Below are 23,116 nucleotides of genomic sequence, written 5' to 3'. Positions count from 1 at the left end.
GCCAAATGTAACAACTCCCCTGATCCGCTCTCGGCGTGCGCCCTTGGTCGATTGCAGGGCATCATCCTTGACTGCCTTGTCCGGCGCGCACACCTGACTGGGATTCGAATCACCTCGCAATTGGGGATTGGACACCTTCGACCAACTTCCAGGCTTGTTCAATCCGATTTTCCCACGAGTGGTTGGACGCAGCGGCAGTCCGTTTACGAGCTTCTTCTACTGACCACGAGTCGAGAGCTTTCGCTACTTCATCGGCGAAGTTGTTCCTACCGGCAATTCGCACCCCGTGAGGTGCTGCAGCCGACAGACTGGCGATTGGAGTCGCAACTACCTCCATGCCAGCCGCCAAATACTCATACACTTTCAACGGAAACACGCCGGCAGTATATGAATTCATCTCGTAAGGGATCAACCCCACCATCGACTTGCCGCACAAATGCGCAAGGTCTAGTAGGCTGAGGTTTCCGACATATTTAACATTTTTGTGACGCAGAAGACGTTCCAGTTCGACCCCTCCGCCTGCGCCGTCAATACTAACCGGCCCGGCTAGCGTTACCGATATTCCGCGGTCAGCGATTTTCCCGAGCACGTCGAAATCGACTTTTGTAGGAGTCAGATTCCCCGCAAAGACGACTGTCCGGTCTCGCGTTGGAGATGCACATTCGGTAAATTTCTTGACGTCGGCAACATTCTCCCATATTTGAGGATCTGCGCCCATCTCGCGAAGATGCGTCGCTACGCCGATGCTGCTGGCAAGGACATAGTCCGACTTTTTGACCAGCGACGATTCCGCCTCCAGCAATGCATCCGAAGGCACCCCGGGAAGGCTGTGGAGGAGATCCACAGAATGGTAGATTACGGTAGAATACGCATCTTCCAGACCGTAAGTCAGTGGAGAAAAGGTCCACAGTATGTCCCCGAGCTTTGGCCGAACCGCCGACAGGACAGACTTTTTCACCAGGGTCTTATTGATTGATCTTACGACGCTGTTTCCATGAAAGGGAACTACAATTGGTTTGATTACATTGATATTTTCGTAAATTGCACGATCTTGCGCCGATTTGTCGACGGGGTTGAACAAGTCCGCTGCTCGCCTGCGAATTCTTGCCAGGTCGGCTCTAGACGGAGTTGGTGCGCGCAACCCCATCGAGTCGACATAGTTCACGGTCGTGCACCGGGATAGACCCGCAGCTAGGTATTGCTTGTTTGTCCATACCGAGCTGTCGAAGTCGGCCGTTGAGAGTATCGTTACCACTGGCTTCATTTCATTGTCCTATACGCCTGTGAGATAGCAGCAGTCGGGCTCCCGGAAACCCACTGTGAAATTTCGCTGGCAAACCTCTCCACGGAGAATTTCCGGGCGCGCTCCCGACTATTCGCCCGTGAACACGCCGCGGCACGGTGAATTGCATCATCTAGAGACCTAGGGTCATCTGGGTCGCACAGAGCGCCTGTAACACCGTCGATTACAGTTTCGGCGACGCCACCGCATATATTTCCTACGACGGGCGCACCGGTAGCCATCGCCTCAACCGGCATAATTCCGAAGTCCTCAATGCCAGCGAATACATATACCGTGCACTGTCCGTAAAGTGCATATAGCATCGGCGAACTGACTGCCCCTAGGAATTCGACTGGCACCTTTGCTTCTTCCGCAATCGACCTCAACCGAATGTCGTCCGGTCCAGTGCCAGCGATGACGACCGGTAAGCCTGCTTGCTCACCTGCTCGGATTGCAGCGTCGATGCGCTTGTATGGCACCAGTCGCGAGGCTGCCAAGATGAATTCGGTCGGAAGGGAATCTAATCGCTTACGCTCCTCACCGTCCAATTCGTCTGCCCATTCGTTGACACTTTGAATATGACAAACGTCGACTGGCGGGTATATGCACTTTGCGTCGACGTCCCACGCGCGACGTATGCGTTGAACGACAAAGTTGCTGTTGCCTACGTAATTGGAGCGGGGCCGTGCGCGTCGTCTATCAACGTGCTTGAAGATCGGCGAGACAGCGCGCACTGCGAGTGATGATCCACGTTGGTCCAACTCAGGTGACCATATGTATCGAGCTGGTGTATGGACGTACACGTAATATTCTGTGTCGGCGGTCCCTTCAAATTTAACCTGATGAGCGAAAAGGTGACTACTGATTAGAGCCCATTCCGGGTCAACTCTGAACCCTCTACTCCACACCAAGGGCATGAGAGGTAGTGCAAGTGCCTTCCTGCGCCGAAGGGGGGTTTGTGCCAGTACACTCTCGGTTATCTCTGTGCGATGAAATCTGTTCGGAGCGTCGTTCCAAAGACAAAGCACCGGCGTGTCTGGGAACAGTGCGATGAACGACTCCAGTACCTTTTCGGCGCCACCTGTCGCCTCAATCCATTCGTGGACAATTACGCCGCTCATTGGCCCTCTCGATCGATCGAAGGGTTAGTGTTGAATCTCGCATTCTCGATACATGCGTGCTATCAAGAGACCCTTACTGTTCACGTCCCCGACCCAATGCTCGGTATTCCCACCCGGCGTCTCGCCAGGTTTTAGGGTCGAGGCAATTTCTTCCATCAAGTATTCGTTTACGTCGCACCAAGTGGGCGAGGCATTGCGGATCCAGTGAACGAAACTCGTCCCATTCGGTGAGGACAAGTACTGCATCTGCGCGTTCGCAAGCTTCCTGGACGGATTGGACATAGTCAAGGGTCGGAAATATCCTTCGAGAATTTTCCGTTGCCTTCGGGTCGTAGACACTGACCGATGCACCCTGAAGCTGTATCTGCCCGGCGATGTTTAGTGCTGGAGAATCGCGGACGTCGTCTGAGTTGGGTTTGAAAGCTGCTCCGAGGACGGCAATCTGCGCCCCGAGGAGGGAACCTCCGACTGATTCTCTTGCCAGTTCGACCATTTGCGTTCGGCGACGCATGTTGATGTTGTCCACTTCGCGAAGAAACGTCAGTGCTTGGTCTGCCCCAAGCTCTCCTGCGCGCGCCATGAATGCACGAATGTCTTTCGGTAAGCAGCCGCCTCCAAAGCCAATGCCTGCATTCAAGAATCGTCGACCAATACGCTCGTCATATCCAATCGCGTCGGCCAGTCGCGTAACGTCGGCGCCGGCCGCGTCACATATTTCAGAGATTGCGTTGATGAAGGAGATTTTTGTGGCAAGGAACGCATTTGCGGCGGTCTTGACCAGTTCGGCGGTCGCCAAGTCCGTTACCAGGAATGGCACGTTCTCGTCGAGTAGCTGGCTGTACACCTCGCGGGCAAGGCTCTCCGCGGCGCGGGTGGAGGACGAACGATCAACTCCGAGTACCACTCGGTCGGGGTGTAGCGTATCTTGCACCGCAAATCCCTCACGTAAGAACTCGGGGTTCCACGCAATTTCGACTCCCTCGCCTACGGGCGCGATTTCTCTCGCTCTTGCTGCCAGTCGGGCCGCTGTGCCCACTGGCACGGTGGATTTGCCAAAGATGACAGTGGGCCGAACGAGCATCGGAGCGAGTGTTTCTACGACGGAGTCAACGGATGTAAGATCTGCGCCGTACTCACCTCGCTTTTGCGGAGTTCCAACCGCGATGAAATGTGCGTCGGCGAATTCCGCCGCCTCGTTGTAGGAGGATGTGAATCGGAGTCGTCCATTTGCTATGTTCCGCTGCAGTACATTCTCCAGGCCGGGCTCGTAGAACGGTACATCGCCTGCTTCTAATTTTGCGATTTTTGTATCATCAACATCGACGCCGATTACGTCGTGGCCAAGTTCAGCCATGCAGGCGGCGTGCGTGGCTCCCAGGTAGCCGGTTCCGAACACAGCGATACGAGTCATTACTTTGCTCCCGGCATCAGTCGGCACGTCGTCTAATATGCACCGTCGCGCGCAGCGACGGCCTTAACGGTTTTTGCGATGATCAGGATGTCACTGACCATGGACCAGTTCTCCACGTACGACAGGTCCAGTCGAACTGATTCGTCCCACGAAAGGTCGGACCGGCCACTGACCTGCCATAGTCCGGTGACTCCAGGTCGAACAAGGAGGCGCCGACGGATCACTCCGTCGTAGTTTTCCACTTCGCGACGGAGGGGGGGCCGGGGCCCAACGACGCTCATTTCACGACGGACGACGTTGATGAACTGCGGAAGCTCGTCGATGCTGTATCGGCGAATAACCCTGCCGACCCGGGTGATCCGTGGATCGTCACGCATCTTGAACAAGAGCCCGGCTCCCTCGTTTCGATCGAGGAGCGCATTGACCTGCTTGTCGGCGTCGGTGACCATCGACCGGAACTTGATCATGCCGAAGGGCTCGCCGTCGAGACCTATGCGTTCGGAGCGATAGAACACCGGGCCCCTGCTGTCGAGCTTGATGGCGAGCGCCACCAGAGCGAACACGGGAGCCAAGAGCACGAGAGCCGTGAGCGAGAACGCCAAGTCGAACGCGCGCTTTCCGCTGCGCTTGGCGCCGTGGTAGCTGGGCTTTTCCACATGGATGAGCGGCAGGCCGGCAACGGGTCGCATCTCCATGCGCGGACCTGCGACGTCCACGACACCCGTGGCGACGACGAGATCCGCCTCGTAGGGTTCGAGTTCCCAGACCAGGTCACGGATGCCCTCGTGCCCGAGGGTTTCGGTTGCCGTCACTACGACCGTGTCTGCGCCCGACTCGGCCAGTGCGTCGACGACCGAACGTTCGTCGCCGTAGATTGCAATCCGGTTTCCGTCCACCTCGATGGACTCACCGCGTGCGCCGGCATAGCGCGGAACGCAGACACCGACGACTCGGTAGCCGTCGGAGGCTTCGCGCTGGAAGGTTCGCGTCATGAGGCGTACCGCATGCTCTCCACCGACAACGAGGACCGAGGTCTGGAACTCGCCACGGCTCCGCTTCCGTGCCACGACGCGCCGCCACATCCATCGACTGAAGATCATCATCATGAGCCCGGCGGGCAGTGCGATGGCGAGGTAGCCGCGCGCCAGGTCGAGCTTGAAGACCAGCGAGACGATCGCGATTGCGCCGAAAAGCCGTAGCGTTCCGGAGATTACGCGCTGGTACTCCTCGTACCCGCTGCCGATGACGCGGCGCGACCGGGTGCGGAAGAGTGCAAGGGTCCAGATCCATGCCGCAGCAAGACAGACCGATACGACCGCATAGTTCAATTCACTGAACGACGTGGCCGCGAGCAGGTCCGATTCCCCGAAGCGAACGAGATGCGCGAGTACGACGGCCATGACGACGGTGACGTTGTCGGTCCAGAACAGGCGCCGAACGTATGCGCTCTGCCACGACCATCGGGTGTTGCCGGAGCGGTCTCCGACCAGGTAGGGGCCGTGCCTTGCCGGCACCTCCCTCGTGGAGTCGGCCGTGGTCTGTACCCGGTCCGACTGGTCCACTGCTGAATTCATTCCGTTCCCTCCCCGAGCCCCACACGGGCGAGTTGCCCGTACTGGTGCGATCACCTCGGACGGAACACGCGGACGGCATCGATGGTGTGCACGTACCTCCCCGTACCGCACACATCTCAAACCTGCGTTGCCCTCGGTAAGGAACATCTTGGGCCATTCGGCCGCGACTTGCATCTCGATCGGGACACGACTGGGACTGTCGCTGACACGCGTTGACCTGCGAAAACTACCTACTTCTCAGTAACTTCTCAGCGAGTACCAGGTCAGACGGTATGTTCACCCTCTAGCCGCGACGGCCGTTCGGTTGCAAGCTATTCTTCGTTACAGTGTGAAATGTCACACACGCCCGTTACGTGGGGACGATTCGGCATTGAGTTGGACGGATGACCAGTTCACCTCAACGTACAGACAGCAGGATGCAAACGCTAGTACATAACCTGTATTCGTCGTGCAAAATTTCGGATCGCGAAGCAGCGGATCCCCCTGGGTCCACTGTCGCGGCAGCGCGGGCAGGACTTCTGGAGTGCAACCGGCGAGACTGATATGCCTTGACCTGGAAGAACCTTCGAAGGTCATCGGCGGCGGCCCCGTTCGCTACCCCGGTGTCCCACTGAGTCGCCCGAGTGAGGTCGCGAATTTCGTCCGATGCGTTAAACTCCGCACAATCGCGCATTCCTGCGGCAACTCTCCCCCACCGCAACCACTCGGCGCGTGCCTATTCCGATCGATATTCCCGCTGCCACCGGTGCGTCCGACCGGCAATTATCCGATGTGGCCCAATCGAGAGACGAGGTGTCGCCATGGGCGAATTGATCGCCGAGAATCCGTGCGTGTTCAAGACGGCGGTGGTGCCGGCTGCCGGCATGGGCACGCGGTTCCTGCCCGCGACCAAGACGGTCCCCAAGGAACTCCTGCCGGTCGTGGACACTCCCGGTATCGAACTGGTCGCGTCGGAAGCCGCCGAGTCCGGTGCGGGCCGCCTCGTCATTGTCACCGCACCGGGCAAGGCCGGCGTGGTCGCGCACTTCGTCGAGGACCTGGTTCTCGAGAATCACCTTGAAGCGAAGGGCAAGCACTACCTGCTCGAAAAGGTGCGCAAGGCACCGAGGTTGCTCGATGTCGAGTCCGTCGTGCAAGCCGAGCCGCTCGGACTCGGGCACGCGGTCGGTTGCGCCGAGCAGGCCCTCGACGACGACGAGGACGCCATCGCGGTCCTCCTTCCCGACGACCTCGTCCAGCCCTGCGGCGTCCTCGAGGTGATGGCCCGTGTCCGCGCCAAGCGCGGCGGCACCGTCCTCTGCGCCATCGACGTGCCCAAGTCCCAGGTCAGCTCGTACGGCATCTTCGAAGTCCAGGAGGTGCCCGGTGTCGCGAACCCCGATGTGATGAAGGTGCTCGGCATGGTCGAGAAGCCGAAACTCGAAGACGCGCCCTCCACCCTCGCCGCGGCCGGCCGTTACCTGCTCGATCGCGCGATCTTCGATGCGCTGCGCCGCGTGAAACCCGGGGTGGGCGGCGAACTGCAGCTCACCGATGCCATCTCGCTGCTCATCGACGAGGGTCACCCCGTTCACGTCGTGGTCCACCGTGGTTCGCGGCACGACCTCGGCAATCCCGGCGGCTATCTGCGAGCCTGTGTCGACTCTGCGCTTGCCAGTTCGGAGTACGGTCCGATGCTGCGGTCATGGCTGACGGATCGTCTCAAGCAGATCGACCCCGACCCACAGCAGTAGGGACCGGGCCGCCGGCGAACGCTGTCGAGCCTTTCTATCGGCCCATGCCGTGATAGCGCCAGCCATGGGAACGCCACCGCTGCGCGTCGAGGCAGTTACGCCCGTCCAGAACGGTGCGGGCTCGAACCACTGCGCCGATCTCTTCCGGATCCAGGTCCCTGAACTCCTGCCATTCGGTCAGCACCAGGACTGCGTCGGCTCCCTTGCATGCCTCGGGGATGTCGGCCGCATAGGCGAGGGTGGGGAACAGCCGTCGTGAGTTCTCCATTGCCTTCGGGTCGAAAACCGTCACGGCTGCGCCCTGCAATTGGAGTTGTCCGGCCACGTTGAGTGCCGGGGAATCGCGGACGTCGTCGGAGTCGGGTTTGAAGGCCGCGCCCAGGACTGCGATGCGGGTGCCCAGGAGCGATCCGCCGCAGGCTTCCCTCGTCATCTCCACCATGGTGCTGCGGCGCCCCATGTTGATGCCGTCCACCTCCCGGAGCAGGTGCAGAACGTTGTTGGCGCCGAGCTCGCCGGCCCTCGCAATGAAGGCTCGAATGTCCTTCGGTAGGCACCCACCTCCGAATCCGAGTCCGGCATTGAGGAATCGCCGTCCGATCCGGGCGTCGTAGCCGAGCGCATCGGCCAGCTCGACCACATCCGCGCCACTCGCGTCACACACCTCGGCGACGGCGTTGATGAAGGAGATCTTCGTTGCCAGGAAGGCGTTCGCAGCAGCCTTCACGAGTTCGGCGGTGGCGATATTCGTGACCAGGAAGGGCACGCCCTCCGCGATCTGGCATGCATAGAAGTCGCGCAGGGTCGCTTCGGCTCGCCCGCCGCGACTGCGGTCGACCCCGACGACCAACCGGTCCGGTGTGAGCGTGTCGCGTACGGCGTACCCCTCGCGCAGGAATTCGGGGTTCCACGCCACTTCTACGTCGTCACCCGCCGGTGCGGCGCTCCTGGCGCGCTCTGCGAGTTGCTCGGCCGTTCCGACGGGCACCGTTGACTTCCCGACGATCAATGCCGGGCGGGTCAGGAGCGGAGCGAGGGCGTCGACGACCGCATGCAGCTGGGACAGATCCGCAGCGAACTCACCGCTCTTCTGCGGGGTACCGACACCGATGAAGTGCAGATCCGCAAAGTCGGCGGCCTCGGCGTAGGACGTCGTGAAGCGCAGCCGTCCGCTGTCGAGGTTGCGTCGCAGTACCTCGTCGAGTCCGGGCTCGAAGAAGGGCACCTCCCCTGCCGTCAACTTCGCAATCTTCCCGGCATCGATGTCGACGCCCAGGACGTCATGCCCCAGTTCTGCCATGCAGGCGGCATGAGTGGCGCCCAGGTATCCCGTGCCGAAGACTGTGCAGCGCATGCACCCAGAGGTACCCAGCGAGGGTGTTCAGCACACCGATGCAGGCTGAGGTCTGAACCAACAGCGCATGAAGAGTGGACGCTGTCGGCCGATCAGGCCGGTTCCGACCGAATTGGCGGAGTTGCCACGAACACCGTCGCGTGAGAACTCCGGACGACGAGTTCGGGGTCCGAACTCGGAACCCATGCCGCCTCGCCCTGTGCGAGGTTCAGGATCCGATCGCCACACCGCAGCTGCACTGATCCCTGCACGCACAGCAGGATCCGTGGGGTCGCGCCGGCGAATGCGGCAGTGGCGGGTTCCGGCGTGCCCGAGTTGTGCAGCCTCACCCGCCACAACTCGAACTCGTGCACCGGCGGTGCATACAGGCGTTCGTGTCCGTCGCGGCGGGCGCGCACCCACGGCACACCCACCGAGTCGAAGTCGAGCACGCGCAGCAGTTCGGGTATGTCCACGTGCTTGGACGTGAGCCCGCCGCGGAGCACGTTGTCCGAGTTCGCCATGATCTCCACGGCGGTGCCCCGCAGGTACGCGTGGAGGTTGCCCGCCGGGAGGAACAAGGCGTCCCCCGGCTCCATGCTCACCCGGTTGAGCAGGAGCGAGGCGAGGACGCCGGGGTCCTCGGGATACGCGAGACCGAGCTCGAGGGCCGTCCGCGCCGCGACGGTGAACTCGTCCTCCGACCCGGATCGTGCCTCGAGGTAGCGCTCACAGCCCGAGAGGACGGCGTCCGTCAGCCCCACGAGCGATTTGGTCGGCAGCGTCATCCATGCGGTGAACAGGGCACGGAGTCCTGTTGCATCGAGGTTGTCACCGAGTTCGGAGGCGTACGGCGTCAACTCCGACACCCCGAGGTCGCGGAGGAACTCGACCGTCTCGGCCGGTTCCCGGAATCCGGCCAGCGCCTCGAACCGGCTCAGCGCGACGACCATCTCGGGCTTGTGGTTGTCGTCGCGGTAGTTCCGGTGTGGGGCGTCCAGCGGAATACCTGCCGCGTTCTCGCGCGCGAACCCGTCCCGGGCCTGCGCCCGGCTCGGGTGCGCCTGCAACGAGAGCGGCTGCTCGGCCGCGAGGACTTTCAGCAGGAACGGCAGCCGGCCGTCGAACTGCCGAGCACAGTCCGGTCCGAGCTGACCTTCGGGGTCGCGAGCGATGAGATCGCACAGCGGCACCGCGCCATCTTCGGTGTTCACCGTCGCCGGGGCCACCGGATGAGCAGCGAGCCACAGCTCGGCCTCCGGCTCCTCGGTCGGCGCCGGGCGGCCGGTCAGCTCGGCCAGCGCAGTGTGCGAACCCCACGAATAATGTCGAACGGCCCCGCGAAGCGGATACATCGAACTCCTCTCCGGAACCGGATCAGCTTGCCCTGCACGTCGCTACACGTCTGTCGAGAATCGGACCCCGCCGTCCGGCAACACGACTCCCGGCCACACCCGCGCGCCGCGCAGCAGCTCGCAGCGGGCACCGACCTCGGCGCCGTCACCGATCACCGCGTCGCGGACGAGTGCGCGCGGCCCGATGCGGGCCCCGAACCCCACGATCGAGCGCTCCACCACCGCCCCGGCGTCGATGCGCGCGCCGTCGAACACCGCGACACCGTCCAGGCGGGCACCGCCGCCGACCACGACGTCGCGGCCGATCACGGTCCCACCGATCAGCATCGCGCCGGGCGCGACCCGAGCGGTGGGGTGCACGCGGGACTCGCCGCACTCCCCCGCGAGCGCCGGGGACGGCGCGATGCCACGCACCAGGTCGGACGAACCCTGCACGAAGTCACCGGGTGTGCCCATGTCCCGCCAGTAGGCGGTGTCGACGTGACCGAACACGCTTGCGCCGTCCACGAGCAGCGACGGGAACACCTCGCGCTCCACCGAGACGGGCCGTCCGGCCGGGATCTTCTCGATCCATTCGCGGCGGAAAACGTAGCAGCCCGCATTGATCTGATCGGTCGGCGGATCCTGCGTCTTCTCCAGGAACGCCGTGACCCGTCCTTCTGGATCGGTGGGCACGCACCCGAAGGCGCGCGGATCGGCGACGCGCACCAGGTGCAGCGTCACGTCGGCGTCGTTGGTCTCGTGGGTGTGCAGGATCTCGCGCAGGTCGCTGCCGCCGAGCACGTCGCCGTTGAACACCATGACGTTGTCGGCGCGCAGCTGCGGGAGCACGTTCCGGATTCCGCCGCCGGTGCCGAGCGGTTCGGTCTCGGTGACGTACTCGATCTCGAGGCCCAGGCTCGTGCCGTCACCGAAGTGCTCCTCGAAGACCTCGGCCCTGAACGAGGTGCTGAGCACCACGTGAGTGATGCCGGCCGCCCTGATCCGAGCCAGCAGGTGGGTCAGGAACGGCACGCCGGCGGTGGGCAGCATGGGCTTGGGAGCCGACAGGGTGAGGGGATGCAGTCGTGTTCCCTTGCCTCCGACCAGGATCACCGCATCCGGTGCGTGTTCTGCATTCATGATTCCCCCGGTGCGACGCACGAGCGAGGCGTGCGCGCACGAAGTCGTCGTCCCGGAAGCACGCCGTGGCGACATCCCGTCGGGGATGCCGCCAGCGGGCGCTCGGGATCAGCTCTGCGAGAGGTCCGGCAGTCCGCCGAAGAGATCGATCACGAGACCGATCAACTCCTCGGGGGTGTCGATGATGTCGTCGGTGCTCGGCCCGTCCTCGGTCTCGGCCTGCGGCACGGTGCCCTCCGACTTGGTCGGCGCGGACTGGGCGGCCGGGGCCGCGGGTGCCGGCGCAGCGCCGTCGCCGGCGATGTTCACGACGATCGGATCCTGGAACGGCGCTCCGGAGCGGAGGCCGACGTTGTCCCACTGGGTGCCGGCGGCGTCCTGGCAACCCCAGTACACGTAGTAGGTGCCGGCGGCGATGGGCTGCGGGCCCTGCGAGACGGGCTGCCCGTCCTGCACGAAGGTGATCGCGGAGGTGCTGGTGTTCTCGATGGAGAACTTCGAGCCCGGGGCCTGCGCGTCCGCGCGGCCCGACGGGTCGGCGGCGTCGAGGCCGCTCTGCTTGGTCGACACGTACGACACGCAGGTGACGCCGGCGGACACGTCGACCCCGGCGAAGTCGAAGTCGACGGTGATCGAGCCCGGCGTGCCCGAGGCCGAGACGTTCGGATTGCCTGCGGCGGACGCGGTCCCCGGCACGCACAGCGCCAGTGCTCCCACCCCGGCCACGGTCACGGCAGTCTTCTTCAGAACGGATTGCATCAAAGCTCCCTCGAGTACGGCGTCTCCGCGAGAAGTCGCGGCGTCCACTTCGACCCCCCGGTCGGAATGTTCTGGGACACCGTAACCCGAGGCGGCCTCACATGCGAGTCGGTCGGTCTGTTTCCGGCGGCGCCCCGCGCGCCCGCACGCCCGCCTCCAATCTGCACTCTCGGTGTCGTTTCAGCGGACTATTCCAGCCCGCGCCCGTCGCCGCGGACGAAACGATGGACTCAACTGGCATCGTTTAGGGTTCGACGCATGGACATCGTCTTGTGCCTGTTGGTTCTGTGGGCAGCGCTGTCGGTGCTGGTCGCGGTCGTGGCCGGTGACGCCGTCCGGCTCCGGGAGGAACGGTCCCGCCCGACGCGCGCCGCGGAAGCGCCCGCCGCGCCGACCAAGCCCGAAACGATCGTCCGGGCCCCGGTCAGGGTCTGAGCACGTCCGCGGCAGCTGCGTCTGGTCCTATTCCGCCACGGCGAGGGGCGCCGGGTCGGCAGCGCCGATCACGCCGCCCGGCGCGGGAAGCGGAACCAGCGCGCACTGGCTGGACCCGGACGTGAGAGAGCAGATCACGGCGGGAAGGATGTAGGGAAGCAGATCGGTACTTCCGGTGGCCGCACTTGCGGTGGCCGGCACGGCGACGGTGATGGCGGCACAGCCCAGGATGCCGGCGAGAAGACGCTTCACGAAGACCTCGATTCGAAGAGGAAAAGACCTGACGGTCGGTTGAATCGGGCAAATCCCCGAAACGTTACATCGGCGAAGAAGAAGCCGCGCAGAGTTCCCAGGGCACGGCAGCACCTTCGGCCTCGGATCCACCCGCCCGAAACCACAAGAGCGGTAACGGGAATCAAGGATCTCGGGTGACCGTTTGTTACGCTCCGCTCCCCCGGTCCGCGTGCCCGAGATCCCGCCCGGGATCGACGACGTCGCGCACCCGCTGCTTGAGCGTGACGATGTCGGGGAAGCCGCCGTCGGTCTTGCGGTCCCACACCGTCCGGTCGCCAGCGGTGACGACGAAGATCCCGCCGGTGCCGGGCACGAGGGCGACCTCGCCGAGATCGGTGCCGAAGGTGTTGAGCAGTTCCTGCGCCATCCACCCGGCGCGCAGCAGCCAGTTGCACTGCGTGCAGTAGGTGATGGTGATGCGGGGGGCGGTGCGCGGCTCGGTCACCGCCCGAGCGTATCGACCGGCCGCTCGAAGAAGGTGAGGCCCCGCCGACCGTGGTGGCGAATCGGCGGGGCCTCGACGCGAGCCGGTGATGGGGGGTAACCGGCTCGCGAGTTGTCGCCTTCGCAGGGGGGACAGGAAGGCGACACAGAGACACTAGTCCGATAGATAGTTACTCGCGAGTACAAATGATCTTGTGCCGGTCGGGGCCGTTCCGCGGGTCAGGACTGGGCGCTGTGACGGTCGCGTTCGCGCTCGGCGCGCTGGATCTCGACGAGGGATTCCTCGGTGTCGGCCACGCGCAGCACCTTGCCCAGCACCAGGCCGATCGCCACCGAGACGATCAGCCAGGCGACGAGGATCGCCGCAACCCACCACCACATACACCCAGTGTGTACGAAGTTCGTCGCCGATGGGTAACGCGGACGCAAGTGTGACCGATATTGCGTCGCCTAAGGCGAGGTGGTGAAGTATGCCCGCACGACCCCGACCACGTTCGGTGCGGGGAAAACCTCGTCGGGGTTGCCTAGTCCCCCTACCTTGACGGTCCACTGCCGGGTTCCGGTGTCGACCGCGGGGCCATCTGCGGCGAGGACGTAATAATCCGCGCCTTCGCAGTGATACGCGCCGACCATACCGTCGGCTCGCCCGCCCCACGCGCCGCCGTGTCTGCGGAAGCAGTGGGTGCCGTCGTCGAGTTCGATCCACTCGGGCGCCACATCTGTCGCGGCAGGCACTGGGCCGAGGGGCTCTTCGAGCCGGTACTGTAAGAACTCCTGCTTCCATACGTCGATCCCGCAGGTCAGAGATCTGCGGTCTGGATGGATCCAGCAGGTGTGTGCGCTGTCTGCAGTGGAACCGCAGGACACGATATCGGCGCCGCGCGAGGATACCGACGGATAGGGGTACTGGCAGTCGATGACCGTCCGTCGCGGGTTGCGCGCGCTCCACCCGGGCAGTGGGGTACCGGTGCGGTCGACGGCAACGACATCGATGACCTCCGTGTCTGCCACCGGACGGCTCACGATGATTTGGTAGCCGTTGTGATCTATGCCTTCCACCGCGCCGACAATGCCATCGATGACGGTGCGCACCCCGTCCACCACCCACAGGACCGGGGCTACGATGGTCGACAGGATCGGGCCCAGATCCGCTTCCTCGAGTGCAAGTTCGGCACAGTCCAGCGCCATGTTCAATGCGGTGGCGAAGAACTGCGTCAGCTCGCCCGCACCGGCGGGATCCGAGGCCGCCAGTTTGCTGAACGAGCTCAAGCAGGTAGCGCCCTTCATCGCCTCGAGGAACTTCTCGGCGCCGGCGCGCCCGCCCACCCGCTCGATCGCCATCGCGTAGGTGCCGACGCCGAAGTCGAGCGCAGTCAGCAGGTAGCTCGCCGGGTCCGGCTTGATCATCACCCCGTCGGATGCCCGGCGCCCGACGAGGTCGAACTCGATCTCACTGCCCGCGGGTAGCAGCTCGACGCGATTGCCCAATCGGCTCGGTGCGGGACGTAGCAAGTCGGCGGCGTGCCCGATCCAGTCCTTACGGTCCGTGCCGGTGAACTCCAGGCCGGGAGTGTATTCCACCGAGACGCCGTAACCGCGCGCATTCACCGCCTTCAACAGCGGCGACTCCTTGTCCTGGCCGAGACACCAGTACACGCGCTTGCCCTGATCGCTGGTCACATCGAAGCCTGCCTTACGGACCTCGTTCTCGCCGGGGCATGTGGGCGGTGACCCGTATCCGAGGCTCGCGATGTCGTCGAATCGTCCGCGCAGCCACGTAGCCGCCGACGCGCGCACGTCGTTCCAGCGGTCGACCAGCCAGAACGAGAAATGATCGGTCGTGACGATGATTTCGCCGTTTTCATAGCGCACGGCGGTAGCCACGGTCGGTTCGGACTCCGGGCTCTCGGCATAGGTGACCGTCGGAACCGGTTCACCTGGTTCGAGTTCGCCCACCGGAAAACGCAGGGTAGCGTCACCGGTCAGCTCGGCCCCGTCGAGTTCGATCGACCAACCGCTGCGGCCGTCCGGCGTGGTGGCCGCGTCGATGCGCAGCTCGCCGTCCGAGTCGACCGAGGAGCCTGGAATTTCGACCGTCACGCCGCCATCGACAGAACGCCACGTCGTCTGCTGTTCCGGCGAGACCTCGATCTTCTCGACCTCGGGTTTGCCCGAGCAACCGGAGATCACGAGAAACGAACACAGCGCGGCGCCCAATACTGCCCGGAAACCGGTTCGACCCCACTTCATTTCGGTGAGACTAGCCGAAATGTTGCCACCCAGTCTCACATGAGACGGTCAAGAGTTCTCACCGCGTCGATTCCGACGAGTTCTACCGACTCCTCGGGGGTGAGGTCATCTATGACGCGAACCTGGTCGCCGAGCGCCTCCAACAGTGTGGGGCCACTACAACTACGATCGAGTCCACCGTGCCCTGGCCGGTCGAGCACCTTACGAATGCCTCCGCAAGAAGACACGAGACCTGCTGTCGTAGGTCTCCGTCAGAAACACGCCCAAGCGCGATGTTGCTCCACTTGTCCCACATTTCGTACCGATCAACCGTAAAGTCCCCGACGTGCCGACCCAGACAATTCGCCGTGCCGGACACGCACTCCTCGTTCCCGCCCTCGCCGCGCTGACCGTGCTGGCCGCAGCTCCTGCCGCCGCGCAGGACCCCGTCGACCCGCCCGGCGACGTCGTCTTCGGCACGCAGACCCTGGGATTCGGCGACACCGTCGCCTTCCGCGGCCACAGCGACACCGCGACCCTCACCGTCCCGGTGCCGGACGGGCTGCGGCCCGCCGCGTTCGACACGACGGTGCAGATGCCCGCCAACGTCTCCCGCGGCTGGATCGACGTCCAGTCGCAGGGCCTGCTGCTGGCCCGCATCGACCTGCCCGCCGCCGGAACCCTGGTGCCGGTCTCGCTGCCCCTGGAGGCGGCACCGGTCGTGGACCGGGCCGTCACCGTCACCCTCACCGTCCACCTGCTGCCGTTCGACGGCATCTGCCCCGAGGACTGGACGGATCGGTCGGTGGTGCTGCGCGACGGGCGCGTCCGCTACACCGGGGCCCCGACCCCGCCGGCCGTGGTCGCCGACTTCCTGCCGCCGATCCTCGAGTCGCTGGAACTGTCGCTGCCCGCCGACCCCACCCCGGCCGAGTCGGCCACCGCACTCGATCTCACCGCGGCCGTCACCGCCCAGTACACGGGCCGGCCGCTGCGGGTGACCGTGCAGACCCTGCCCGGCGACGACGCGGTGCCGCCCGCCCCGGCCGGGCCGTTCACCCGGCAGATCGCGATCGTCGAAACCGACGGCGCCGGTGCCGCCGCCCTCGTCGACGTGCCCGGCGGCGCTCCGGCCCTGGCGGTGACGGGCAACGCCGACGCGCTGCGCAACCAGGCCCGCCTCGTCACGAGCGACATCTCGTCGGTCGCGGTGGCCTCGGCCGCCACCGTCGGCACGCTGGGTCTGCCGCCGCGGCTGTCCCCCGACGCGACGACCCTCGCCGAACTGGGTCTCGGGGGCCTCACCGACACCGGCGTCGGCGTGGTGGAGGTGCCGCTCGGCATCGACCAGACCCGTCTGGGACGGCCGTCCCACAATCTGCGGATCAACCTGCAGGGTTCCTACACCCCGCTGCCCACGACCGAGGGCGGCCTGGTGTCGGTGACGGTCGGCGACACGGTCGTCGACTCGTGGCCCGCCGACGCGACGGGCCGGCTGGATCGGTGGATCACCGTGCCGGACACCGTGCTCGGCCGGGTCACCGACGTGGTGGTGTCGCTGCGCTCCACCGGCGGCACCCACCAGTGCGGCCTGCAGCAGCCGATGACGCTGACCGTCGACGCCGGCAGCCGCGTCACCACCGAACCCGCCGATCCGCCGCAGCCCGGCGGGTTCCGGTCGCTGCCGCAGGCGCTGCTGCCGAAGGTGAACGTCGCCGCCACCGAGGCCGGGATCGCCGACACCGCCCGGGCCGTCGCGCTCGTGGCCGGGCTGCAGGGTCTGACGTCGGTGCCGCTCGACCCCGAGTGGGTGAGCCTCGACGAGGCCGCCACCGGCAGCACCCCCGCGATCGTCGTCGCCGCGGACGGCCGCGTCCCCGAGCAGCTCGAGCTGCCGCTGGCCGGCACGCAGGGCCGCACCCTCGACCTCGTCGACCCGGCCACCGGCGACGCCACCACCGTCACCTTCCCGACCGACGTCGAGTTCGCGTCGCTGCAGGTGGCGCGCGACGGCGAGCGCGCCGTCCTCGTCGCCGCCGCCACCGACGTGCCCGCCGAACTCGACCGCACCCTGGGCTGGCTCGCCGCGCAACCGCAACGCTGGGCCGAGCTCGACGGTGACGTGCTGTTCACCACCGCGGACCGCGATCCCGTCGAACTCGCGCTCACCGACCCGGCCGCCGAGACCACGTCGCAGCAGTCCCTCGGCGTCTCGACGACGTGGGTGCTCGTCGGGGGCGGCCTCTTCCTTGCCGCCGGTCTCGTCGCGGCTGTGATCGGCGCGCTGCGATGGCGTCGCGGCCGGCCGCGCCCGCACTGATCGGATCCGCCATGAGCACCGTGACGACCACCGAGCGCGCCGCACTGTTCGCGCACACCAGCGCCCGCTGGGCGATCATCGTCGCCGCGACCCTGATCGGCTACCGGACCACGTGGCTGGCGCTGTCCGAGGAGGTCGCCCGCGGCACCGGCGGCGGCTACGTGGCGCTCGTGCCGCCGTTCGCGGTGCTGGCCGCCGAGGGCGTCACCCGGCGCCGGCGCGGCGAGCTGCCGATCCACGACCGGCAGACCGACCGGATCGTCGGCGGTGCCGTCCTGCTCATCGCGATCGCGGTCAAGTGGCTGCTGCTGCCGCGGTACGGGCCGAACTACCAGATGATGCACCTCGACGTGCTGTCCGCGTGGCTGTTCGTGATCGGCATGTGTGTGCTGCTGTTCGGGCTGCGGGTGACCTCCCGCTACTGGCCGGTGTGGCTGCTGCTGCTGGGCACCTCGCCGCTGGCCTACCGGGCGGTGCTCGTGCAGCTCGGGGGCAGCAAGTTCGCCGCCGGGTTCCTGATGGTGCTGCTGGGTTCGGTCGCGATCGCCGTCGCGGTCGGCCGCACCCGGCGCCGCGCGCTGATCGGTTTCGGCGCGACGATGCTGCTCGGCCTGGCGCTGCTGGTCGTGGTGACCACCCGCTACCCGGATGCGCGGGTCGCCGTCGCGCAGATCGTGCCGTCGGCGGTGGCCGCGCTCGTCGTCGGCGCCGCGTTCTACCTGTACCGGTACCGGGGCCTGGCGCCGCGGACCCTGCCGCCGAACCCGGTGTCGCCGCGGGAGGCGGCCCGCGCGCTGCTGCTCATCGTGCCCGCGACCGTCGTGCTGGCCGCTGCGCCGCTGCCCGATCAGCAGCTCACGCCCGTGTCGGTGGGTCCGCCGCCGAGCGGCACCGTCAGCCAGGTCGTCCCCGTCGGCTGGTATCAGATCGGGTCCGTCGACTACGACTGGCCGCGACGGTATTTCGGGTCGACGGCGCAGCTGCGCCGGCAGATGATCCGCGCCGTCGAGCCGCGCGCCGACTGGGACCGGCTCTCGCGCCCGCGGACCGTCGCGGTGCAGACCCTGCAGGTGCGGCGGGTGGGGGTGTTCGAGGTGTATCCGGTCCACACCATGTACGACCTCGGGCAGGCGCGGGTGAGCCCGAAGATCCGGGTGGACCTCGGCCGGGGTGTGCAGGCCGACTTCTTCACCGTCGTGGACGACGACCTACTGCTGACGTGGAGCCTGATGAGTTTCGTGTGGACGCGCGGCGACGTCCTCGCGCAGCGGGTGAGCCTGATGACCGTCGACAATCACGAGCTCGACGCCCCGTTCCCCCAGCCCACACCGAACATGGCGTCGAACGCGAGCGCGCTGCTGTCGGTGTTCCTGCGCGGCCGGGCGTCGGTGGAGGATTCCGACCCCGAGTACAAGGACCTGGACATGCTCACCGAGGTGGGCCGTGAACTGGTGGAGGCGCAGTGGCGCGGCATCTAGTCGACGAGGAGTTCAAGGCCGCGGCGCTGCACGACGCGGTGTACGGGCTGCGGGAGAAGCGGCCGCTGTCGTCGGCGTCGGTGGCGTTCGTGCCGTGGCAGAAGTGGCTGACGCTGGGCCTGGTCGCGGTGGTGATCCTGGCGCTGGTGTTCGCGACGATCCCGACGCTGACCGTGCTCACGGCGGTGTGCACGGCCGGGTACATCGCCACGCTCGCCGACCGGCTGCTGCTGTTCTCCCGCGGCCTGGCGCGCGACGCGATCTTCACCGTCGACGACGACGAGGCCCGGGCCGTGCCCGAGCAGGACCTGCCGACGTACACGGTGCTGGTGCCGGCCTACAACGAGCCGGAGGTGGTGGGCGACCTGATCGCGGCGATGACCGCGATCGACTATCCGGCCGGGAAGCTGCAGGTGCTGCTGCTGCTCGAGGAGGACGACGCCGTCACCATCGCCGCGGCGCGGGAGGCGGGCCTGGGCGAGATCGTGGAGATCCTGCTGGTGCCGGCGGCGGACCCGCGGACCAAGCCGAAGGCGTGCAACTACGGGCTGCACTTCGCCACCGGCGACGTCGTCACCATCTTCGACGCCGAGGACCTGCCCGATCCGTTGCAGTTGCGGCGGGTGGCGGTGGCGTTCGACCGGCTCGGCGACGACGTCGCGTGCGTGCAGGCGAAGCTGGCGTTCCACAACGGCACCCAGAACATGCTCACCGGGTGGTTCACCGCCGACTACGCGCTGTGGTTCAACTTCGTGCTGCCCGGGCTCATGCGCTCGAATTCGCCGATTCCGCTGGGCGGTACGTCGAATCACATCCGGCGCAGCGTGTTCGACGAGATCGGCGCGTGGGATCCGTACAACGTCACCGAGGACGCCGACCTGGGGGTGCGCATCGCCGAGTCGGGCTACCGTACGGCCGTATTGGACTCGACGACGCTCGAGGAGGCCAACAGCGATCCGATCAACTGGATCCGGCAGCGTTCCCGCTGGTACAAGGGCTATCTGCAGACGTGGCTGGTGCACGTGCGCCGGCCCGTACAACTGTGGCGGGGCATCGGCACCGTGGGGATGCTCCGGTTCACGACCCTGCTCGCCGGGACGCCGATCATCGCGTGCCTGAACATGGTGTTCTGGCTGATCACCATCTCCTGGCTGCTGGGCCAGCCGTTCCTGGTCGAGGAGATCTTCCCCTGGTACGTGTACTTCCCGGCGCTGATCTCCCTGGTGTTCGGCAACTCCGCGGTGCTGTACATGAACCTGGTCGCGTGCCGGGAGACCGGCAACTCGGCGCTGTGGTTCGCGTGCCTGACGGTGCCGCTGTACTGGCTGATGATGTCGGTCGCCGCGATCAAGGGCACCTACCAGCTGATCCGCAATCCCTCCTACTGGGAGAAGACCTTCCACGGGCTGTCCTCATGAGGAGCAGCGCCGCCCGGGTGTTCTGGCTGTCCTGCCTGCTGTACGCGGCGGTGGGCCTGTACCTGGCGCTGGATGTGGCCTATTTCCAAGGCGATTCGCTCAGCCGCGTGGCGGCCGCGCGCAGCGCCCTGCACAGCCGCGACCCGCACCTGGCGGCGATCGGGTTCGTGTTCACTCCCCTCACGGCGCTGCTGCAGCTGCCGCTGGTGGCGCTGTCGGACTGGTGGCCCGCGCTGACCCGGTGGGGCATCACGGCGGTGGCGCTGTCGGCGCCGTTCATGGCCGGGGCGGTCACCCAGGTGCACCTGTTCGCCCGCGACCGCGGCGCGTCGCCGTGGCTGGTGTGGACGGTGACGGCGCTGTTCGCGCTGAACCCGATGATCGTGTACTACGGCGCCAACGGCATGAGCGAGGCGCCGTTCCTGATGTTGCTGTGCTGGGCGGCGCGCCGGCTGGTGCGGTGGATCGGCACCGACGACGTGCACGACCTCGCCGTCGCCGGGATCGCCGTGGGCCTGGCGTATCTGGCGCGGTACGACGCGCTCGCCGTCGGCGCGGCCGTCACCGTCCTCGTCGTCGCGGTGACGCGGTGGCGCACGGGCGGCTGGCGTCCGGCGCTGCTCGACGCGATCCTCGTCGCGTCGCCGGTGGCGTTGTCGTTCCTGGTGTGGGCGGCGACGAGCTGGCTGATCACCGGCGAAGCGCTGCAGCAGTTCTCGTCGTCGTACGGCAATGCGGCGATCCTCGAGCAGAGCGGCGGCGGTTCGGCCGGGGGTCTGGCGGCGCTGGCGTTCTCCGTCGCCGAGATCCTGGTGCTGGGGCCGGCGCTGCCGCTGCTCGCGCCGGTCGTCGCGGTGCTGGCGTGGCGCCGCCGGGACTTCGAGCCGGTCGTGCCGTTCGTGGTGCTGGGGGCGGTGCTGGCGTTCGCGGCCCTGTCGTACTTCCGGGGCATGACGTTCCCGTTCCTGCGGTTCTACCTGGCCGCGGTGCCGCTGGCGGCGATGTGGGTGGTGCAGCTCGCGCCCCGTCGCGGGCAGCTGCGGGCGCGGCGGCTCGGCGCCCACGCGACGGTGCGCCCGCAGGACCGCGGCTCCCTCGCGCCGGTCGGGGCGCTCGCGCTCGCGGTGTCGGTGCCGGTCACGTTCGTCGCGATGGGCGATGCGAACCTCTCGCAGGAGCAGCATGCGCTGCGCACCGTGCTGTTTCCCGACCCGGACGACACGTCGGAGCTGCGGGACCAGGAGAACCGGATCATCGCCTCGTTCGGCACGGAACGCCGCGTCGCCGACTATCTCGACGACCTCGACCTGCCCGACGGCTCGGTGGTGATGGACACCGTGTACGGGTTCGCGGTGCTCACCGCCACCGACCGGCCCGAGCAGTTCGTCGTCCCCTCCGACGCCGACTTCACCCGCATCCTCAACGACCCCGCCGCGAACGGCGTGCGCTATCTGCTGACCGTGCCGAACGAGGGCCGTGGCGTCTCGGATGCGGTGAACCGCCGCTACCCCACCGTTTTCGAGAACGGCGCCGACATCGCGACCCTCGATCTGGAGATCCCCAACGACGGCGACAACCAGCCGACCTGGCGTCTGTACCGGATCGGTTGACGCGCGGCGGGCAGCGTGCCACCATCGCTGCACCGACCCCGAAAACGGGGCGACCCCGGCCGGTGCGCCAACACCGAACCGGGGTCTGGGCACAAGACAGTAGGAGCTGTCATGCACCGTGAGGTGGATTGTATCCACACGCCGATTCCCGGCGCGTATCCCCGCAAGTGGCCGCGTGCCACACGCCCCGACGTGGCGTCGTCCGCTGCGCTGACCTGCGCGAGCCCGCCGACGACCTGATCTGCACCCCGCCCCGCACCCGACCGCCGGGTCCGGGGCCATCGGTGTTTCCCTGCGTGCGTGCGAGGGCCGTTCCGGTGACCGAGGCGCACGCGGTCACGTCGTTTTCCGTGCGGGTCCGACGCTAACCAACCGCATCCGGCAATCCTTCGTCCCGGTGAACGGCACCGGGCACCCGATCGAGTACGGGTCGACACGTCCGACCGGGTCCAGCTCAGCCGCTTGTCTTTTCGGCAGGCGGCCACACGTGCTGGCCGAGACGCGGTATCGGGGCATGGTCCGTGGGTTTGCTTGGGGAAGGGGCCGACGAGTCAGGGACCCGAAGGGTCTCCGTCTGCTTTGCCGTCCCGAAATCTTCTCTGCCGCGCCCGAACACGTGTACTCGATCCGGCGACGCGCACCGGCACGGATCCCCAGTGCCGGGTCTACAGCACCGGGATCAGCGCGGGCTCGGCGGCAGCTCGTGCAATGCGCGCACCAACGGCGCCAGCTCCGGGATCTCGCACGCCTCGCCGAGGGCGGCTTCGAGGGTGGCATCGTGCGTCGGACGCGCACTGTCCAGCAGCTCGCGCCCGGAGGCGGTCAGTTCGGTGTAGATGCCGCGGCGATCGTCCTCGCACAGGATCCGCGTGAGCAATCCGCGCTTCTCGAGACGATTGACGAGCCGGGTCGTCGCGCTGCTGCTCAGCGCGGCCGCACGGGCGAGCTGCGCCATCCGCATGTGCCAGCCGTCCTGCCGGCTCAGCGCGTCGAGCACGGTGTACTCGACCACCGAGAGCTGGTGCCGCTGCTGGAGGGCGCGTTCGAGCTCGGTGTCGAGCGCCCCGTGCAGCGCGGCCAGCGTGCGCCAACCTTGCGCGCGGATCTCCACCGCGTCGTCCGCAATGCCCACGTCGCCTCCTCGCTTCCTGCCCTCGCCGATACTACCCGCTTGCGCATGTATAGAGCGCGTGCAACT

Annotated in this window: 19 protein-coding genes; 6 read left to right on the top strand and 13 right to left on the bottom strand. The window is 66.2% G+C overall.

The features are described from left to right. Window positions 1-109: 109 nt before the first annotated feature. The 4 genes from RR3_RS24540 to RR3_RS18155 all read right to left on the bottom strand — a co-directional run bounded on the left by RR3_RS24540 (window position 110) and on the right by RR3_RS18155 (window position 5,376). Complete coding sequence (locus RR3_RS24540; protein ID WP_159105355.1) at window positions 110-1,165, bottom strand: glycosyltransferase; 1,056 nt, start codon at window positions 1,163-1,165, stop codon at window positions 110-112. A gap of 95 nt (window positions 1,166-1,260) precedes the next feature. Next, window positions 1,261-2,199 (bottom strand): glycosyltransferase, encoded by a 939-nt coding sequence (locus RR3_RS18165; RefSeq protein ID WP_234420215.1) that lies wholly within the window; start codon window positions 2,197-2,199, stop codon window positions 1,261-1,263. A 277-nt stretch (window positions 2,200-2,476) separates the two neighbouring features. After that, complete coding sequence (locus RR3_RS18160; protein ID WP_064065765.1) at window positions 2,477-3,814, bottom strand: UDP-glucose dehydrogenase family protein; 1,338 nt, start codon at window positions 3,812-3,814, stop codon at window positions 2,477-2,479. 32 nt (window positions 3,815-3,846) lie between these two features. Beyond that, window positions 3,847-5,376 (bottom strand): sugar transferase, encoded by a 1,530-nt coding sequence (locus RR3_RS18155; RefSeq protein WP_174557585.1) that lies wholly within the window; start codon window positions 5,374-5,376, stop codon window positions 3,847-3,849. A gap of 812 nt (window positions 5,377-6,188) precedes the next feature. Here RR3_RS18155 and RR3_RS18150 point away from each other — a divergent pair. Then, on the top strand, window positions 6,189-7,121 hold the full coding sequence (locus RR3_RS18150; RefSeq protein ID WP_064065764.1) for a UTP--glucose-1-phosphate uridylyltransferase: 933 nt from the start codon (window positions 6,189-6,191) through the stop codon (window positions 7,119-7,121). A 34-nt stretch (window positions 7,122-7,155) separates the two neighbouring features. Here the strand turns inward: RR3_RS18150 and RR3_RS18145 are convergent, their stop codons facing one another. The 4 genes from RR3_RS18145 to RR3_RS18130 form a co-directional block, all read right to left on the bottom strand. Continuing rightward, entirely contained in the window at window positions 7,156-8,475 is a 1,320-nt protein-coding gene (locus RR3_RS18145) for a UDP-glucose dehydrogenase family protein (RefSeq protein ID WP_064065763.1), read from the bottom strand. Window positions 8,476-8,567: 92 nt separating this feature from the next. Next, window positions 8,568-9,809, bottom strand: coding sequence for a mannose-6-phosphate isomerase, class I (gene manA, locus RR3_RS18140; RefSeq protein WP_064065762.1), 1,242 nt, complete (start codon window positions 9,807-9,809; stop codon window positions 8,568-8,570). A gap of 42 nt (window positions 9,810-9,851) precedes the next feature. Then, the gene (gene manB, locus RR3_RS18135) at window positions 9,852-10,931 is read right to left on the bottom strand and encodes a mannose-1-phosphate guanylyltransferase (protein WP_064065773.1); all 1,080 of its coding nucleotides are present in this window, start codon (window positions 10,929-10,931) and stop codon (window positions 9,852-9,854) included. A gap of 108 nt (window positions 10,932-11,039) precedes the next feature. Further along, a complete protein-coding gene (locus RR3_RS18130; RefSeq protein WP_017681459.1) occupies window positions 11,040-11,690 on the bottom strand; it encodes a hypothetical protein in 651 nt (216 codons plus the stop codon). 258 nt (window positions 11,691-11,948) lie between these two features. Between RR3_RS18130 and RR3_RS24965 the strand changes: the two genes are divergently transcribed. Continuing rightward, window positions 11,949-12,125 (top strand): hypothetical protein, encoded by a 177-nt coding sequence (locus tag RR3_RS24965; protein WP_017681460.1) that lies wholly within the window; start codon window positions 11,949-11,951, stop codon window positions 12,123-12,125. 27 nt (window positions 12,126-12,152) lie between these two features. Here RR3_RS24965 and RR3_RS18125 read toward each other — a convergent pair whose 3' ends face one another. The 4 genes from RR3_RS18125 to RR3_RS18115 form a co-directional block, all read right to left on the bottom strand. After that, window positions 12,153-12,377 carry a hypothetical protein gene (locus RR3_RS18125; protein ID WP_017681461.1) on the bottom strand — a complete coding sequence of 75 codons (225 nt, stop codon included), beginning with the start codon at window positions 12,375-12,377 and terminating at the stop codon, window positions 12,153-12,155. Between the two features lie 187 nt (window positions 12,378-12,564). Next, a complete protein-coding gene (locus RR3_RS18120; RefSeq protein ID WP_010593303.1) occupies window positions 12,565-12,864 on the bottom strand; it encodes an Rdx family protein in 300 nt (99 codons plus the stop codon). 218 nt (window positions 12,865-13,082) lie between these two features. Further along, a complete protein-coding gene (locus RR3_RS24960; RefSeq protein ID WP_017681462.1) occupies window positions 13,083-13,244 on the bottom strand; it encodes a hypothetical protein in 162 nt (53 codons plus the stop codon). A 69-nt stretch (window positions 13,245-13,313) separates the two neighbouring features. Continuing rightward, window positions 13,314-15,113: a hypothetical protein gene (locus RR3_RS18115; protein WP_234420107.1), complete on the bottom strand. Its 1,800-nt coding sequence runs from the start codon at window positions 15,111-15,113 to the stop codon at window positions 13,314-13,316. A 325-nt stretch (window positions 15,114-15,438) separates the two neighbouring features. Here RR3_RS18115 and RR3_RS18110 point away from each other — a divergent pair, with 325 nt between their 5' ends. The 4 genes from RR3_RS18110 to RR3_RS18095 are packed head-to-tail and all read left to right on the top strand — an operon-like array spanning window position 15,439 to window position 21,918. Continuing rightward, window positions 15,439-17,412, top strand: coding sequence for a hypothetical protein (locus tag RR3_RS18110; RefSeq protein WP_064065761.1), 1,974 nt, complete (start codon window positions 15,439-15,441; stop codon window positions 17,410-17,412). After that, complete coding sequence (locus tag RR3_RS18105; RefSeq protein WP_064065760.1) at window positions 17,382-18,890, top strand: archaeosortase/exosortase family protein; 1,509 nt, start codon at window positions 17,382-17,384, stop codon at window positions 18,888-18,890. The genes RR3_RS18110 and RR3_RS18105 overlap by 31 nt, the downstream gene beginning before the upstream one ends. Continuing rightward, entirely contained in the window at window positions 18,875-20,308 is a 1,434-nt protein-coding gene (locus RR3_RS18100) for a glycosyltransferase (RefSeq protein ID WP_064065759.1), read from the top strand. The genes RR3_RS18105 and RR3_RS18100 overlap by 16 nt, the downstream gene beginning before the upstream one ends. Further along, complete coding sequence (locus RR3_RS18095) at window positions 20,305-21,918, top strand: ArnT family glycosyltransferase (RefSeq protein WP_174557584.1); 1,614 nt, start codon at window positions 20,305-20,307, stop codon at window positions 21,916-21,918. The genes RR3_RS18100 and RR3_RS18095 overlap by 4 nt, the downstream gene beginning before the upstream one ends. Before the next feature lie 679 nt (window positions 21,919-22,597). Here RR3_RS18095 and RR3_RS18090 read toward each other — a convergent pair. Then, window positions 22,598-23,050 (bottom strand): MarR family winged helix-turn-helix transcriptional regulator, encoded by a 453-nt coding sequence (locus RR3_RS18090; RefSeq protein WP_010593309.1) that lies wholly within the window; start codon window positions 23,048-23,050, stop codon window positions 22,598-22,600. Window positions 23,051-23,116 lie beyond the last annotated feature (66 nt).

Origin of the sequence: Rhodococcus ruber NBRC 15591, assembly GCF_001894945.1 — a bacterium.
GTDB lineage: Bacteria > Actinomycetota > Actinomycetes > Mycobacteriales > Mycobacteriaceae > Rhodococcus > Rhodococcus ruber.
The sequence above is the reverse complement of the archived record's forward strand: the minus strand, read 5'-3'. Positions and strand labels throughout refer to the sequence as shown.